Genomic DNA, 16,047 nt, shown 5'->3' with positions numbered 1-16,047 from the left:
TTGCGCGCGGAATCGCGAAGGTCCTCAAGAAAACGGGCCTTCCCTTGGTTAACGAACGGTTCAGTCGCCCGAACCGGCGGGCTCGGCGCCCGTAAGTTCGCCGAAACTCGCCGCGGCGGCTGTGGGCGTCGAGGTCGCCGGAGCCGGGGTCGCTAATGCCGGAGCCGGCGGCTCTGTTTCGCTCGTCCGCAGCGTCTTCATCGCGGTGGACAGCATCAGCTTGATGCGATTAAGCTGGTTGACCTCGGTCGCGCTCGGGTCGTAATCGACCGCCGCGAGATTTGCCTGCGGGTGCAGGCGTTTGACGGCTTTGAACACGCCGCGGCCGGTGATATGGTTCGGCAGGCAGGCGAACGGCTGGAGACAGACGACGTTGTCGACGCCGCCTTCGAGCAGTTCGAGCATCTCGGCCGTCAGCAGCCAGCCTTCGCCGCACTGGTTGCCGAGCGAGACGATCCCGCTCGCTTTGTCCGCCAGCTCGCCGATCGGAATCGGCGAAGAGAAACGCTCGCTTGCGTCCAGCGCCGCCCGCAGCGGACGGCGGTACCACTCGATCACGCTGGTGAAAGCCGCGCCCGCGAAGCGCTTGCCGAGCGACTCGCCCAGATGCCGGGCGTTGAAGCCGCCGTCGTTGAAGCAGTACAGGAAGAAGTCCATCAGGTCGGGCATGACCGCTTCCGCGCCTTCGCGCTCCAGCAGCTCGACCAGATTGCCGTTGGCGTCCGGATGGAACTTGAGCAGGATCTCGCCGACCACGCCGACGCGCGGCTTGCGCAGGTCCAGCAGTTCCAACCGGTCGAATTCGCGCACGATGCGCGTAATATTCGTGCGGAACGAACGCAGCGAGCCGCTGCGGATCGAGCGTTTGCACGGTTCGATCCACGATTCGTACAAACGGTCCGCGGCGCCGAGCTGCGCTTCGTACGGACGCGTGCGGTACAGCGCCCGCATCAGCGCATCCCCGTACAGGATCGCCATCAGCGCCCGGTGCAGCAGTCCCGGCGTAAGCTTGAAGCCGGGCTGCTCCGCGGTCGGCGCGGTGCCGAGCGCGATGACCGGCACGTTCGGGAAGCCCGCGTCGCGCAGCGCTTTGCGGATAAAGCCGATATAGTTGGTCGCCCGGCAGCCTCCGCCGGTCTGCGTAATGAGCACCGATGTGTGCTCGGGATCGTAGCGGCCGGACTTCAGCGCGGCCACAAGCTGGCCGGTCACGATGATCGACGGGAAGCAGGCGTCGTTGTTGACGTGGCGCAGCCCGGTATCGATCGCGACGCCGCCCGCGTCGCGCAGTATTTCCAGCCGGTAGCCGGAAGCGCCGAACGCTTCTTCCAGCAGATCGAAGTGCATCGGCGACATCTGCGGCGCGATGATCGTATGCGTCAGCCGCATTTCCCGCGTAAACGCCGGCGGCAGCGAAGCCCGTTCGGCCTGCGCGCGCTCCGCTTCGCCGCGGGCGCGCTGCTCCAGCACGGCGGCTTTGAGCGAGCGCAGCCGGATGCGCGCCGCGCCCAGGTTCGAGCCTTCGTCGATCTTGAGCTGCGTATACAGCCGGCCCGACGATTGAAGCAGTTCGGCCACCTGGTCGCCGGTAATCGAGTCCAGGCCGCAGCCGAACGAGTTGAGCTGCACCAATTCCAGGCAGTCGTTTTTGACGACCGCGTCGGCGGCGCCGTACAGCCGCGAGTGGTACATCCACTGGTCGACGAAGGTGAGCGGCCGGTCCGGCTCGCCCAGATGCGAGACGGAATCTTCGGTCAGCACGGCCATGCCGAGGCTGACGATCAGCTCGGGAATGCCGTGATGGATCTCGGGATCGAGATGGTACGGCCGTCCGGCGAGCACGACGCCGATCTCTCCGTCCCGACGCAGCCGGGCGATCGTTTCTTCGCCCTTGGCGCGGATATCGGCCTGGACACGCCGCTCTTCGAGCCGCGCTTCGGCGACCGCTTCTTTCGCTTCGGCCGCCGTGACGCCGTAATCGGCCAGTTCTTCGGTCAGGCGCTGCGCCAATTTCTTCGTATCGTCGAACGGCAGGAACGGCGCGAGATAGCGCACTTTGCCGCCTTGCAGCGAATCGACGTTGGCTCCGAGCACCTGCGGATACGACGAGACGACCGGGCAGTTGAAATGGTCGTCCGCCCCCTTCGTCTCGCTGCGCTCGCGCGGCAGCGACGGATAGAAGATCAGGTCCACGCCGCGCCGGACCAGACTTTCGATATGGCCGTGCGACAGCTTGGCCGGGTAGCAGGCGGTGTCCGACGGGATGGTCTCCAATCCCCGCTCGTAAATCTTCTTCGACGAGCGCGGAGACAGCTCGACGCGGAAGCCCAGCTTGGTAAAGAACGTATGCCAGAACGGATAGTTCTCGTACATATTCAGCACGCGCGGGATGCCGACCCGGCCTCTTTTCGCTTCGTCAAGCGCCAGCGATTTGTAGCCGAACAGCCGATCCAGCTTGTATTCGAACAAATTCGGCAGCCCGTCCGGATCTTTCTCCCCGCCCGCGCCGCGTTCGCAGCGGTTGCCGGTGATATATTCCCGGCCGTCTTCGAACCGGTTGACGGTCAGCATGCAGTTGTTGCCGCACAGCCCGCAGCGGCGCATGGACGAATCCGCGCGGAATTGTCGCAGCTCGCCGACTCCGGCGATGCCGCTGCGCAGCAGTTCGGCGCCGCGCTCGCGCGCGATCAGGGCCGCGCCGAACGCGCCCATCAGCCCGGCGATATCCGGCCGCACCACGTCGCGTCCCGCTTCGCGTTCGAACGCGCGCAGCACCGCGTCGTTGTGGAACGTGCCGCCCTGCACGACGATGCGGCTGCCCAGATCCTGCGGGCCGCGCACTTTGATCACTTTGTACAGCGCGTTCTTCACGACCGAGCCGGACAGCCCGGCCGAAATATCGCCCAGCGTCGCGCCTTCCTTCTGCGCCTGCTTGACGCGCGAATTCATAAACACGGTGCAGCGCGAGCCCAGATCGAGCGGCCGCTCGGCCAGCAGCGCGGCTTCGGCGAAGTCGCGCACGTTCATGCGCAGCGATTCCGCGAACGTCTCGATAAACGAGCCGCAGCCCGACGAACACGCTTCGTTCAGCAGGATGCTGTCGATCGCGCCGTCTTTGACGCGCAGGCACTTCATATCCTGTCCGCCGATATCGAGAATAAAGTCCGCGCCCGGCAGGAAAAAGTCCGCCGCTTTGTAATGCGCCACCGTCTCGATCTCGCCGAAGTCGGCGCCGAGCCCCGACTTGACCAGCCCTTCGCCGTAGCCGGTCACGGTCGTGCCCGCGATGACCGCGCCCGCCGGCATGCGGGCGTACAGCGTGCGCAGCGCTTCGGCCACCGATTGCAGCGGACGCCCGCCGTTTGCGCCGTAATGCGAATGCAGCAGCCGCCCTTCGTCGTCGATCAGCGCGAGCTTGGTCGTCGTCGATCCGGCGTCGATGCCGAGATAACAGCGGCCGCGGAATTCCGACAGATCGCCACGCGCGATCCGGTTGTTCGCGTGGCGCTCGCGGAACGCGTCCAGCTCTTCGCGGCTCGCAAACAGCGGGTCCAGCCGCTCCCCGTTCTCTTCTCGCGCCCGGAGCAGATCCGGCAGCCGCGCTTCGAGCTGCCGCAGATCCACCGGCCGCTCGCGCAGCGCGGCGACGGCCGCGCCTTTCGCCACGAACAGCTCGGGCCGTTCCGGCAGTACGATCCGCTCCGGCGGGACTTTGAGCGTCTGCACGAAGCGGCTGCGCAGCTCGTCCAGGTAATGCAGCGGACCGCCGAGAAACGCGATATGCCCCGCGATCTTTTTGCCGCACGCCAGTCCCCCGATCGTCTGGTTGACGACAGCCTGCAGCACCGACGCCGCGATGTCTTCGAGCGCCGCCCCTTCGTTGAGCAGCGGCTGCACGTCGGTCTTGGCGAACACGCCGCAGCGCGACGCGATCTCGTACAGCGTGCGGCTTCCTTTCGCCAGCTCGTTCAGCCCCGCCGCGTCCGTCTGCATCAGCGCCGCGATCTGGTCGATAAACGCGCCGGTTCCGCCCGCGCACGAACCGTTCATCCGCTGGTCGACCGTCGCTTCGAAGAACGTGATCTTCGAATCTTCCCCGCCCAGCTCGATCGCGACGTCCGTATGCGGAATAAAACGCTCCACCGCTTCCGCCCCGGCCGCCACCTCCTGGATAAACGGCAGCTCCAGCCATTTGGACACGGCGATGCCGCCGGAACCTGTGACGCAGATGCGGCACTCGCCGCCGGCTTTCTCACCGTCCGCGCCGCCTTCCCCGTAAATCGCGCAGGCTTCTTCCAGCACCCGCTTCACCGTTCCGCGGATATCTGAATAGTGTCTCTCGTATTTGCCGAGCCGCAGCTCGAAATTCTCGTCCAATACGGCCAGCTTTACCGTGGTCGAACCGACGTCCAGACCGATATGAATCGGCATCGTGCATTCATCCTTTCTTCGCTGGGACTTGGTCTGCATATAGATATGGCGATTTTGCATACTCGATCCGTTTTCGATCATCGTTCTATTCTCTCGGCCGCAGCCCGTTGAACAGGATATCCAGCATCATGTCCATCTCCCGGGTATCGTCCCACTCCCCGTCCGGAACGAGCTGCGAACGGATCATGGCGTAGGAGGCGAGCACCGGAACGAGTACCCGCATGACCGTCGCGACCGGAAGCCGGCGAATTTCGCCTTCGTCCATGCCCGCTTCGATCGACAGGGCGATGAGCGGCGCGAGCTGTTCCATCCACAGTCCCGTAACCGCTTCCCGGTATTCGTCCCGCAGCAGAATCTCCTGGAGCGTCAGCTTGACCGTATCCGGATTTTCTTTGGCAAAAGAAAGCCGTTCCAGCCCGATCGCCCGGATTCGACGCATGAGCGTGTCCGGCGGCTCGGCGGCGGCTCGAAATGCTTCCTCCTTATCGTGCTCGGGCGTTTCCCAGGCACGGAACGGCGCGGAATCGGGGCGTTCTTGTTCAAAATCGAACCGGCCCAAGTGATTATCTTCACAACTCAGCTTAACAAGAGGATCGATCACGTCGAGCAGCGACGGATGGACGGCCGCGACGAACAGCTGCTCTTTATTTTTAAAATGCTGAAACAGCGTCTTCTCCGATACGCCGGCCGTTCTCGCGATCTCCAGCGTCTTGGCGCCCTGGTAACCGCAGCGGGCGAACACTTCCAGCGCGGCGTCCAGAATTCTGCGGTCGATCGCGCTCGGCGCTTTGCGGCTGCCCTGCTCTTCCAAAGGCGCGTTAAGCAGTTCTTTTAGCGGATAGGTCATCGGTCGTCCTCCTTCGTTTGTCTGCTTTTTCCTTTATTTTATCTCTTCCGGCGCATACGGATAAGTAAGTACTCACTTTACTTTTTGACGGTTTGGTGTCGGATAAACAAGTTTGCGTCCGGACCCGGGTTCAGTACGCTCGCGTCCGGGAGACGGACCCCGATTTCGGGCCGGCGGCCGATTTGCGGCATGCACCGATTCGTTACAATAAACGAGGCGCTGAGGAACGCGGAGAGAAAGAAACGACAAAGTCGAGAAACGAACAGATACATAAAAAAGGAAACCGGAAGGAAGATCGAATTGAATATGACCAAGAAGTTCAAAATACTGCTGGCCGGGCTGCTGCTCGGCGTCTGCGCCATACAGCCTATCGGAGCGGCATTCGCCGCCGCGGCGGCTGGCGAAGAAGCTCCGGCGTCGCGGCCGGCGGAATCGAATACCGTCTCCGCCGAGAGCAGCTGGACGCCGGAGCAGATCGACGCTTACGCCGAAGCCGCGATGGAGCGCCTGCATATTCCCGGTCTTGCGATCGGCATCGTCCGGGGCGGAGAAGTGCTTTACACGCAGGGCTACGGCAGCGCCGGGCCGGGAGCCGGACCGATGACGCCGCAAACGCCGCTTCCGATCGGCTCGACGACCAAGTCTTTTACCGCGCTGGCGGTCATGCAGCTTGTCGAAGACGGTCGGATCGACCTTAACGCGCCGGTTGCGGATTATTTGCCGGACTTCCGTCTGGCCGATGCCGCCGCTTCCGGCCGGATCACCGTCGCCGACCTGCTGCATCAGACGAGCGGACTGTCCACCTACGACGGCGTCGCCTTTTTGGGAGAAGGAAACGGCACGCTGATGCAGCATGTCCGCAGCTTGAAGCGGGTCTCGCAGACGCAGCCCGCCGGAGCGGGTTACCAGTATTCCAATCTCAATTACAATATTCTCGGCGCGATCGTGCAGCAGGTATCGGGAGAAACGTACGGGGATTATATCGAAGAACGCATTATGCGTCCGCTGGAGATGAACGACAGCTTCTCTTCGCCGGAACGGGCGGCTGTCCGATTGTCCGAACACTCCGAGCTGCGGCCGCCTTCGGGCCATCAGCCGGTCTTCGGACTGACCGTGCCCACGCGGCTGATGCATCATTCCGGCACGGTGCCTTCGGGCTATCTCGTCTCCACGGCGGAAGATATGTCCAAATATCTGATCATGCAGATGAACGGCGGCACTATGGGCGGCACGCGTTTGCTGTCCGAAGACGGTATCCAGCGCATGCACGCGCCGGCCGCGGATATGGGAGGGGGTTCTTTTTACGGGATGGGCTGGGTGAGCGCCGGCGATTCGCTTTCGCATAACGGCACGACCGAGAATACGTATTCCGAAATGCGCATCCGCGACGGCTACGGCTTTTTCGTTCTTGCCAACTCCGTCGATCCGCTGATCGTCAGCTATGCCGGCATTCTTCCGGGGCTGGACGATCTGGTGCACGGGCAAACGCCGGCGCTGGACAGCCTGCCGGATTTCGTTAAACTGTATGCGATCGCGGACAGCGCGGTCGTCGTCATGGCGCTGCTGTTTGCCTGGTCGGTGCGCAGTCTTTTCCGCTGGAGAAAAGCGTTCCGCCCCGCTCCCTGGAAGATCGCGCTGAATACAGTGCTGCTGCTGGTTTGCAACGCCGCTTTCCCGCTGCTGCTTCTGCGCTTCGTATCGGGACTCGCGCCGTGGAACGTCGTCGTGACCTGGGCGCCCGGCATCGGCTGGGGATTGGCCGGTCTGCCGTGGCTGCTGTTTGCCACCGGAGCGATCAAGCTGGCGCTCATGCTCGCGGCGATTGCCGGACGCAAACGCACGGTGCCGGCCGTACCGGAAAGCCGGGCGGCTTGAGCCTACCCGGCAACCGTTTTTCACTTTTCCTCCGTAAACTCATCCGCCGTAACGGCTCAGATCGTAAGTATGAATAGCGGAATCGTCGCTCAAGAGCCGGTAGTTGTATCTGGCGCAATCTTCGAACGTGAGCAGGCTGAATTTGGTTCGGTGTCTTTGCGCCGTTCCTTTTGAAGGACCGTCCGAGGTGATGCTGGCGCGATGCACCGTCCAATCGATGTCCTGCGCTTCTTCGACCAGGTACTCGATCACGGCTTCATTGTCCCGATGCTGGCCGAGCAGGCCCGCGGGGCGGAGCAGCACGCTTTTGAGAATCCGGCTGGCCAGCGGCAGGTTTCGTTTATACGGTCGAGTAAAGCCTCCTGCCTGGTAAAGCAGACGCTTGACTCCCTGCCGCCGCATGGCGGGGATCAGCTTTTTGAAAAAAGCGGTGTTGACCAAATTCTTGCTTTGTTCCCGCGCATTGCCGAGCATACAGATCACCGCATCGACGCCTTGCAGCAGTTCGTCCAAATGTTCATCATCCGCGACGGACCCTTCGACGAGCTCCAGGTTTGCGTGCTGCCGCCGAACTTTCCCGGGACTTCTGACCAGTGCTTTTACCCGATGACCTTCTTCAAGCGCGATGTCCACAAAATGCCGGCCGGTTCGCCCCGTGGCGCCGAATACCAAAAATATCGATTGCGGCAGTTCCATTTCCAACTCCTCCAATGCTGTCGGTTTCATGTTCTTCAAAGCGGCCGTTCTTTACTTCGCTCTATTCGGCCGCTAATATTTCAAATATAAAGTATGGAGTCGACACCACAGCAAGAGGAGGATTGTGAAATGGATGCCGAAGAAGTCTATTATTCGACCCGGCAAACGATCGAGCTGACCGGATTGTCCAAAGATACGCTGCGGTATTACGAGAAAATAGGGGTGCTCCAGCATATCGCCAGGGACGTCAACAACTACCGAAAGTACGCCGGAGAAGATATCGAGTGGCTGATTCTGATCAAACACCTGCGAGCGATCGGGATCGAAACGGCGGAATTTATCGGCAAACAGCACGCCGGCGACGCCGAAAGACTCGATTATCTCGAGAAGCATAAACTCAAAATCGAGCATAATATCGAACAACTGCGGCAAACTCGGGATATCGTAAACGGGAAAATCGCATTTTTGAAAAGCAGGTCGGGTTCGTAGCTTTCTTCCCGAATTGTTCCCGGCAGCTTCTTCGGTTTGAAAAAGCGAGTTTCCGGACACAGCGATACGCAAAAAAGAACAGGACCGTCCCTCTCGGGAACGATCCTGTTCTTTTCTTTGTTACCGCCAGGCTGCGTTCGGCCCCCGCCGAACACCGGCCCGGCGAGCTGCGCTCCGGCGTTCGTTACTTGATCGAATCGCCGATCCACAATGTTTTGTTCGCTTTGTCCCATACGGCTTTCTCGCCTACGCCTTTGACGATTACGCCGACCGGAACGCGCAGCACGCCGCGTTTGAAGGTGGCCGATCCTTGAAGCTTCACTTCTTTGCCATCGACCCAGGCGACATTGCTGTCGGCTTTGATCACGACTTTGTGGTCGTCTTTCATGTACGTGTAGCTTTTCGTTTTGTTATCCCACGAGATGCTCAGGCCGTCGATATCGAGCTGTTTGATGACGTCTGCGGTCGCATACAGCGTGCTTTTGATAAAGTACGGATATGCGCTCGGCGTAACCATTCCGTCGTTGCCGTAGATCATGGCTGCCGGTTCGGAAGCGGTCGTTGTCGCGGCAGGCGCCTTCGCGGCTGCGGCAGGCGTTGTCGCCGGAGCGGCCTGCGCGGCGGAAGCGCCCAGCACGGCGGAGCCCAGCAGAGATGCAATCAGAATTTTTTTCATGGGAAAAGTCCTCCTCTAATAGATGCGGTTTTAAAAGGCGCTCATAAAAACGCCCTACCTTCTATATATAAACCTTTCCGCGGTAAAATAAGTTGCAGCTTTGAAAGACTTCGGAAAAAGTTTTGTTTACAGCAAGCCGGCAGGCTCTCAATCGAACACGGAAAATTCGATCCGATTGCCTTCGAACAGATCCCGGCCGCCGGCCGAGCGCATATTCCCGATCGTCAGCGACATACTGTCGATCTCGTCGAAAAGGTCGGCGGGGAACAGGAAAACGGCCAGCCGTTCGGCGCGCGCTCCGGGTTTGAGCCGGCCGTCGGTCTTCGGCCGAAAGGCGGTCGTTTCCTGCAGCGAAGCGTTCAGGCCGCCGCTCAGCTCCATCGTATTGTTCAGCGCGTCCAGATCCACCGTTTGTCCGGAGCGGTTCGCGATCGTATATTTCAATGTCAATTCGACTGCGCCGCTATCTTCGAAATCGCTGAAATTCTTTTGATAAGCTTCCTTGATCGTCAGGTTCGCCCACTGGTATCCGACCAGTTCCAGCTCGATGCCGCCCAACGATTCTTTGAAATTCGGCGTCCGCTCCTTGAACACTTCCTTGTCGGCCATGCCTTCTTCGACCAGTACGTTCTGATAAGGCGCGATCGGTTCCTCAAGCACGTAATCGCCGCTGCCGATACGCAGGAAGTCGTAGTCTTGGCCGGACGCGAAAAACATTTTCCGCTCCCGCTTCCCGTCTTCGTAGGTCAAATTCAGGGTATACCCCGAAACGCTGTATGCGCCGGAAGCTTCCGAACCGCCCGCGATCGTGGTCGAAGTCCCGGTCCCGTCGCCTCCGTTCTCCGATCCGTCGGAAGCGACTCCCGTCCAATTCCGGTTGGTAAACGTGCCGTCGGCACGGAATACATAGACGTCTTCCACTCCCCTGCCTCCTGTCGCTCCTCCCGCGTAGCCGCTCGCCCGATAGGTTCCGTCGAGCTCAAGGCGGGCAAGCGGTTTGTAGCGGATATAATCTTCGCCGTCGAGCGTCAGGTCGCCGTTGGACTTGACGGCCAGCGAATACGTCTCGCCGCTGCTCAGTTCGAGCTTGCCGCCTTCCGCCCGATAGGTCGCGCATTCGCCGGACGAACAGTCCAGATCGTCCACTCCGCCTTCCGGCAGCTCCGTTACGACATGCGTATCGTCGACAAAATACAGCTCGCTCCAGCATACCCCGCCGCAGTTACTGCCGCCGTTCAGATCGAGCGAATGGCTGGCATACAGCCCGCTCGGTTTGGACGCGGCATCTTTCGCCGAGGAGTCCGAAGACGCGCCGCCTCGCTGCGCGCCCGACTTGGACGAACCGGTCTTCGACTCGCTTTCGGTGCCGGATGTGTTTACCGTCCGGCCCGACGCGCTCTCGGCGACTTCGGCTTCGCCTGCTCCGCAGGCGGCCGCCAGCGGAAGAAACAGCAGCAGGGCGATAGCCGACAACCCCGACCTCGCCCAGGACATATACAGCGTTTTTAACATCGCAAGTCCCCCTTGCTTGTTTATTTAACGCGATCAAGCGACAAAGCGAACGTTTCTACCCATTACCCGTCTTATCCATCGCGAACCTCCAAAAACAAGAAAAAACCCTTTATGAAACCGCAAATTCATATCGACGACAAGAATTACAATCTCGAATAACATGCCTGCGTCGCCTGTCAGCCGGCCGGAATGCCCGCCGCCGCCCAGCGCACTGCTTCCCTCTTCGCCCCGTATCCGCCGAGCAGCAGTTCGACCGCGGCTTCGCACATCCTGCGTTTGTCTACCCGCATAGTGAGCAGGCCCGGTTCCTGCTCGACCGCCTGTTTCAGTCCGTCGAAGCCCGCGACCTTAACCTGCCGAGGCACGGCGACGCCCAGCGCCCGCAGGCGGCGGATCAGCAGCAGCGCGATGCGGTCGTTCCCGCAGAAGAACGCGGTCGGAAGCTTCGCGGACAAACCGTCCGCCGTTCGTCCCGCTTCGCCGGAAACGGCTCCGGCCGCCTTTTTCCGCTTCGTCCCGTCTTCTGCCGTCCCGTCCGCGGCGATCCGCTCCAGAAACTCGCCGATCTCGCGCTCGTTCTCGGCTTCGCCGAAGCCGCCGGCTTCGAGCAGCGTATGCTCCGGCCGGATCGGCAGTCCGGCTTCGCGCATCGCGCGCCAGTAGCCGAACCAGCGCTCTTCCTGGCTGGTCGTCAGGTTGGCCGGCCCGATAAAGCCGATCTCGCGGTGCCCTTCCGCGATCAGCCGGCGGACGACCGCTTCCGCGCCTTCCGTATTGGCCGATACGGCCGCCGCGCACGGCAGGTCGCGGTAATACGAGTCCAGCATCACGAGCGGGGCGGCGCTTTCCCAGACCATGCGCGCATACGGCTTGTCGATAATGCCGAACAGGATCACGCCGATATGCTCCACGTCTGCGAACAGCCCGGGCAGCGCGAGATTGCGCTCCATATCCCCGTCGATCCGCGCGATCACGGCATTGCAGCCGCGCGCCCGGATGCTTTCTTCCAGAATCCACAGCATGTCGTGGAAAAAGTGGAAGTGTTCGTTGTCCGCGCAGCTGACGACCCGCTCGGGCACCAGCACCAGCACGTTCCGGCTGCTGCGGACGGTCCGGCCGGATTCGGCGGACGGTCCGTAGCCTAGCTCCTTCGCCGCCGCCAAGGCCGAACGCCGCACCTCCTCGCTCACGCCTTTTTTTCCCGACAAAGCCAGAGATACCGCATTTTTCGAAATGCCCAGCCGGTCCGCGATATTTTGCATCGAAACTTTTTTCGGTCTTGCCATTTGGTCGTACCTCCTTGATCAAAACGCTGTTCGCCCGTATCGAAAAAATGTGGTATGCTGATTCCATGTTACTTTACAATTTTTAATTTCGTCAAGTTTTGTCAAGTAGAAATGGAGGACGCATAACGATGATCGCTATCGGAATCGATATCGGCGGAACCAAGATCGCGCTCGGACTGGTGGACGAAACGGGGAAAGTGCTGGCGCAAACGTCGCTCAAGACCGACCCGGACAAAAAGCCGGCGCAGCTGATCGGCGAAGTCGCGGACGCGGTAAACGCCATGCTGGCCGAGCGGAACGTCTCGCCGGACGAAGTCAAAGGGATCGGCGTCGGCGCGCCGGGACCGCTCGACGCCAAGCACGGACGGCTGGACAGCCCGCCCAATCTGCCGGCCTGGCACGGCTTCGGCGTGGTCGAAGAGCTGCGCAAGCACTTCGGCGCATGGCCGGTGCATTTCCAGAACGACGCGACGGCGGCGACGTTGGCGGAGAAATGGCTGGGCGCGGCGCGCGAAGCGGAGAACTTTATCTTCATCACGGTGAGCACGGGAATCGGGGCCGGCATCTATATGCACGGACGGCTGATTACCGGCGCATCCGGCAACGCGGGCGACGTGGGCTTTATCACGGTCGAACCGGGCGCCGCGGGCACCGACGGCTACTGGGAGCAGATCGCGTCGGGCACGGCGATCGCGCGCCAGGCGTCGGAAACGCTCGGCCGCGAAGTCAGCACCAAAGAAGCGTTCGACCTGGCGGCCGCCGGGGACGCGCAGATGACCGAACTGATCGAGCTGACTTACCGCCGGCTCGGCGTGGGCTGCGTCTCGCTCATCAACACGCTCGATCCCGAGCTGATCGTCATCGGCGGCGGCGTGTCGCAGATCGGCGATCCGCTGTTCGACGCAATCCGCGGCTACGTCTCGCAGCACGCGCTCAGCCCGGCGGGCCGCCGCACGGCGATCGTGCCGGCCGCGCTGAGCCAGAACGCGGGCCTGATCGGCGCGGCTTCGCTGGTGCATCAGGCGTATTAATTGATCGAAGTTCCCGCCGCGGCCTGCGCACGAAGCGCGCCGGGCGGGTAATAAGAAAACGGAACGACCAATAGACCCATCCAAAAGGAGTGCGAATCATCCATGAGCGAACCGATTTTCCTGACCCCCGTGTTCCAGGAGCGTATCTGGGGCGGAACCAAGCTGAACACCCTGTTCGGCTACGAGATTCCCAACGACAAGACCGGCGAATGCTGGGCGGTGTCCGGCCACAAGAACGGACAGAGCGTCGTACATAACGGACCTTACGCCGGCGCCAAACTGGGCGATCTGTGGAACGATCATCCCGAGCTGTTCGGCGATTCCGAATCCGACGTGTTCCCGCTGCTGACCAAGATCCTCGACGCTTCCGACGACCTGTCGGTGCAGGTGCACCCGGACGACGCTTACGCGCGCGAATTCGAGAACGGCGAACTGGGCAAAACGGAATGCTGGTACATCGTCGACGCCGAGCCGGGAGCTTCGATTATTTACGGCCACAACGCGCAGTCGCGCGAAGAGCTGCGGTCCATGATCGAAGCCGGCGACTGGGACAAACTGCTGACGCAGATCGAAGTGAAGCCGGGCGACTTTTTCTATGTGCCGAGCGGCACGATTCACGCCCTGGGCAAAGGCATCGTCGTGCTGGAAACGCAGCAAAGTTCGGATACGACGTACCGCGTGTACGATTACGACCGCAAAGACGCAAACGGCCAGGGCCGCGAGCTGCATCTGGAAAAAGCGATCGAAGTGACCACGGTGCCGCAGTCCTACACGGGCGGCGCATACGAGACCGACCGTCTGGACGGCGTGACGATCACCAAATTCGTCTCGAACGAATTCTTCACCGTGGAAAAATGGGCCGTCGACGGCGCCGCAAACTTCGGCTCGCGCGAGCGCTACACGATCGTCAGCATCCTCGACGGCGAAGGCACGCTCCGAAGCGAAGACGGCGAATATCCGCTGCAAAAAGGCGATCACTTCATCCTGCCGGCGGGCTTCGGGCCTTATTCGATCGAAGGGGAATTGACGACGATTTCTTCTTGGGAATAGGATTTTTAAAACGCAGGATGTCAAAAACCACTTTTCGATGCCCGTTATCGTTAAGTGGTTTTTGGTTTTTTATTCGATTCAATCGAATTTAACCTCTTTAATTTCATTTAACAAGATAGAAATTGGGGTATAATTGAGAAAAAAACGAAAAGAGTGGTTCTATGCTGATTATGTTTCGAGCCAAAAACTTTGCCTCTTTTCGGGATGAATTTGTCCTGGATATGCGGGCAACGAATTATCGGGAACATTCTTCTCATTTAATCGAAATCGAAGGTCTGCCGTTCAAACTGTTGAAAACCGCGGCGATTTACGGAGCGAATGCAAGCGGAAAGTCCAATCTGGTCAGTGCATTGTTCGGTTTCGAAGCTTATATCTCCAATCACTTTTTCGAGCAGGAAACCGACCGGCAAGTACGCACCGCTTTCAGTTCGATTCATCCCTTTTCTTTGCTTGATCGGCAGGAAGAACGAATCGAATTTGAAATGATCTTTAGGCAACATTCAAGAATCTATCAATACGGTTTTGCTTTCGAAGGCGAGCAAATTTGCGAAGAATGGTTTGAAGTCGACGGTGTACAGGTGTTCGAACGGTTTAACGATCGTCTGAATATCCATTCCCGATACAAAAAGGCGTTAAATCATCTGAAAGATATTCGCAGCGATCGCCTGTACCTTTCGTTTCTCGATTTTTTCGCTACGGGAGAAATCAAAGAGTTTGTCGATGATTTTAAGTTCTTTTTTAAAAACCATTTTGATATTCATTTTGAACTGTCGATTGAATCAAGTATAAAGGGGGCCGGAACATTTTCAACTCGTTCTTTAGACCGCCTGATGGAAGACGATGTGTTTCGCTCTAAAGTAGCCGGGTATTTGCGTAAAATCGATCTCGGTGTGGAAGACATTGTAGTAGAGAAGAATTTGCAAAAAGGATGGTTTTCAAAAGAATCGACAGAAGTGCCCTCCCTTAAAATCACACACCCTGTATACAACGAAGCCGGAGAGAAAACAGGAAGCCGTGCTTTCGAGTTGGCAAATGAATCGTCGGGAACCTTGAAATTTCTGGCTTTCATTTATGAGATTGCAACTCTGATGGAAACCGGCGGTGTGTTTATCGTAGACGAGCTGTCCGCAAGACTTCATCCGCTGGTGACCAAATTTATCGTGGATTTGTTTCAATCCGAAGAGAATCTTCAAAACGCCCAGCTCATTTTTACTACGCATGACGTCTCGCTGCTTAACAACGAGCAGTTCCGGCGCGACGAAGTTCTTTTTGTCGATAAAAATCAACGCGGCGAATCCTCTCTATACTCGCTTGCCGATCTGAAAAAGGTTCGCCAGGACGCTACTTTTCATAAAGATTATTTTAACGGAAAGTATGGGGCGATCCCGATTATAAAAGAACCGCCGGTCCCTGCAAGCAGCGGAAGAGGTGATTGATATTGCCCGCTTAAAGTTAAATATGCCTCGTTCCATACAAACCCGTTCACAAAATTTAGGGCGTTCGCTGCTGTTCTGCGAAGGTCCGACCGAGCAGTATTATTTCGATCATTTCGCCGGAATTCTGGAGAGTTTACCGAATAAATTTACCGATATGGAGATCAAAACGTTACCAGGAAGCGGCGGAGGCGCTAATGGAGTACTCGTTTTTGCCGAGGAATTTTTGAAAGACGACGTTAATGCAAAAGGGTATGAACTTTACGATAAGTACCTTGTCTTCGACTGCGATGCTCCTGAGAATATTGAAGACGTTATCCGCGATATGAGGCAGTCGGCCAACGACTATCGGCTGCTTATTACGAATCGGGAATTTGAAAGTTGGCTGGTGATGCATTATGAAGACCCGGTACCTGGACAAGCGAAAAGCGAATTGGGCTCCCCGCGAACGATCCTGTCTTTTCATTTGTACAAGAACTACAAAAAAGCTTCCAAAGGAATCGTAAGGCAGATTATCGGAGACGGAGAAGCGGTTCGAAAAGCGATCAATTGTGCCGAAGAGATCGAAGCTCATTACAACCGGCAGGGAATGTCGCTTGAACAGATTGAGCACTATATTAATCAGATGAATCCTTATACTTCCGTTCATCATTTTATGGAAGCCGTACTTGAAGAAATGAACCGCACCAAAAATTAATTCCCATCATTTTCTTCCCGATAC

12 protein-coding genes are annotated in these 16,047 nt (G+C 58.9%); 6 read left to right on the top strand and 6 right to left on the bottom strand.

The genetic code is table 11. The features are described 5' to 3' along the window. Positions 1 to 60: 60 nt before the first annotated feature. Complete coding sequence (locus tag QWJ34_RS15245; protein ID WP_302729070.1) at positions 61 to 4,431, bottom strand: 2-hydroxyacyl-CoA dehydratase; 4,371 nt, start codon at positions 4,429 to 4,431, stop codon at positions 61 to 63. Between the two features lie 85 nt (positions 4,432 to 4,516). Continuing rightward, on the bottom strand, positions 4,517 to 5,278 hold the full coding sequence (locus QWJ34_RS15240) for a TetR/AcrR family transcriptional regulator (RefSeq protein ID WP_302729069.1): 762 nt from the start codon (positions 5,276 to 5,278) through the stop codon (positions 4,517 to 4,519). A gap of 306 nt (positions 5,279 to 5,584) precedes the next feature. On the opposite strand from QWJ34_RS15240, the gene QWJ34_RS15235 reads away from it, so the two are divergent. After that, the gene (locus QWJ34_RS15235) at positions 5,585 to 7,153 is read left to right on the top strand and encodes a serine hydrolase domain-containing protein (protein ID WP_302729281.1); all 1,569 of its coding nucleotides are present in this window, start codon (positions 5,585 to 5,587) and stop codon (positions 7,151 to 7,153) included. 39 nt (positions 7,154 to 7,192) lie between these two features. Here the strand turns inward: QWJ34_RS15235 and QWJ34_RS15230 are convergent, their stop codons facing one another. After that, positions 7,193 to 7,849, bottom strand: coding sequence for an NAD(P)-dependent oxidoreductase (locus QWJ34_RS15230; RefSeq protein WP_302729068.1), 657 nt, complete (start codon positions 7,847 to 7,849; stop codon positions 7,193 to 7,195). A 129-nt stretch (positions 7,850 to 7,978) separates the two neighbouring features. Here QWJ34_RS15230 and QWJ34_RS15225 point away from each other — a divergent pair, with 129 nt between their 5' ends. Then, positions 7,979 to 8,338, top strand: coding sequence for a MerR family transcriptional regulator (locus QWJ34_RS15225; RefSeq protein ID WP_302729067.1), 360 nt, complete (start codon positions 7,979 to 7,981; stop codon positions 8,336 to 8,338). Positions 8,339 to 8,522: 184 nt separating this feature from the next. On the opposite strand, the gene QWJ34_RS15220 is transcribed toward QWJ34_RS15225, so the two are convergent. The 3 genes from QWJ34_RS15220 to QWJ34_RS15210 all read right to left on the bottom strand — a co-directional run bounded on the left by QWJ34_RS15220 (position 8,523) and on the right by QWJ34_RS15210 (position 11,812). Then, positions 8,523 to 9,014, bottom strand: a complete 492-nt coding sequence (locus QWJ34_RS15220; protein WP_302729066.1) for a copper amine oxidase N-terminal domain-containing protein — start codon at positions 9,012 to 9,014, stop codon at positions 8,523 to 8,525. 147 nt (positions 9,015 to 9,161) lie between these two features. Further along, positions 9,162 to 10,526 carry a hypothetical protein gene (locus QWJ34_RS15215; protein ID WP_302729065.1) on the bottom strand — a complete coding sequence of 455 codons (1,365 nt, stop codon included), beginning with the start codon at positions 10,524 to 10,526 and terminating at the stop codon, positions 9,162 to 9,164. A gap of 176 nt (positions 10,527 to 10,702) precedes the next feature. After that, entirely contained in the window at positions 10,703 to 11,812 is a 1,110-nt protein-coding gene (locus QWJ34_RS15210) for a substrate-binding domain-containing protein (protein WP_302729064.1), read from the bottom strand. Between the two features lie 128 nt (positions 11,813 to 11,940). On the opposite strand from QWJ34_RS15210, the gene QWJ34_RS15205 reads away from it, so the two are divergent. From QWJ34_RS15205 to QWJ34_RS15190, 4 genes are all read left to right on the top strand, one after another. After that, positions 11,941 to 12,843 (top strand): ROK family protein, encoded by a 903-nt coding sequence (locus tag QWJ34_RS15205; protein ID WP_302729063.1) that lies wholly within the window; start codon positions 11,941 to 11,943, stop codon positions 12,841 to 12,843. Positions 12,844 to 12,945: 102 nt separating this feature from the next. Then, positions 12,946 to 13,893: a mannose-6-phosphate isomerase, class I gene (gene manA, locus QWJ34_RS15200; RefSeq protein WP_302729062.1), complete on the top strand. Its 948-nt coding sequence runs from the start codon at positions 12,946 to 12,948 to the stop codon at positions 13,891 to 13,893. 161 nt (positions 13,894 to 14,054) lie between these two features. Beyond that, entirely contained in the window at positions 14,055 to 15,329 is a 1,275-nt protein-coding gene (locus QWJ34_RS15195; protein WP_302729061.1) for an AAA family ATPase, read from the top strand. After that, a complete protein-coding gene (locus QWJ34_RS15190; RefSeq protein ID WP_302729059.1) occupies positions 15,322 to 16,023 on the top strand; it encodes an RloB family protein in 702 nt (233 codons plus the stop codon). The genes QWJ34_RS15195 and QWJ34_RS15190 overlap by 8 nt, the downstream gene beginning before the upstream one ends. Positions 16,024 to 16,047: the final 24 nt, after the last annotated feature.

The sequence above is a fragment of the Saccharibacillus sp. CPCC 101409 genome (genome assembly GCF_030518235.1).
In the GTDB taxonomy this organism is placed as follows: domain Bacteria; phylum Bacillota; class Bacilli; order Paenibacillales; family Paenibacillaceae; genus Saccharibacillus.
The sequence above is the reverse complement of the archived record's forward strand: the minus strand, read 5'-3'. Positions and strand labels throughout refer to the sequence as shown.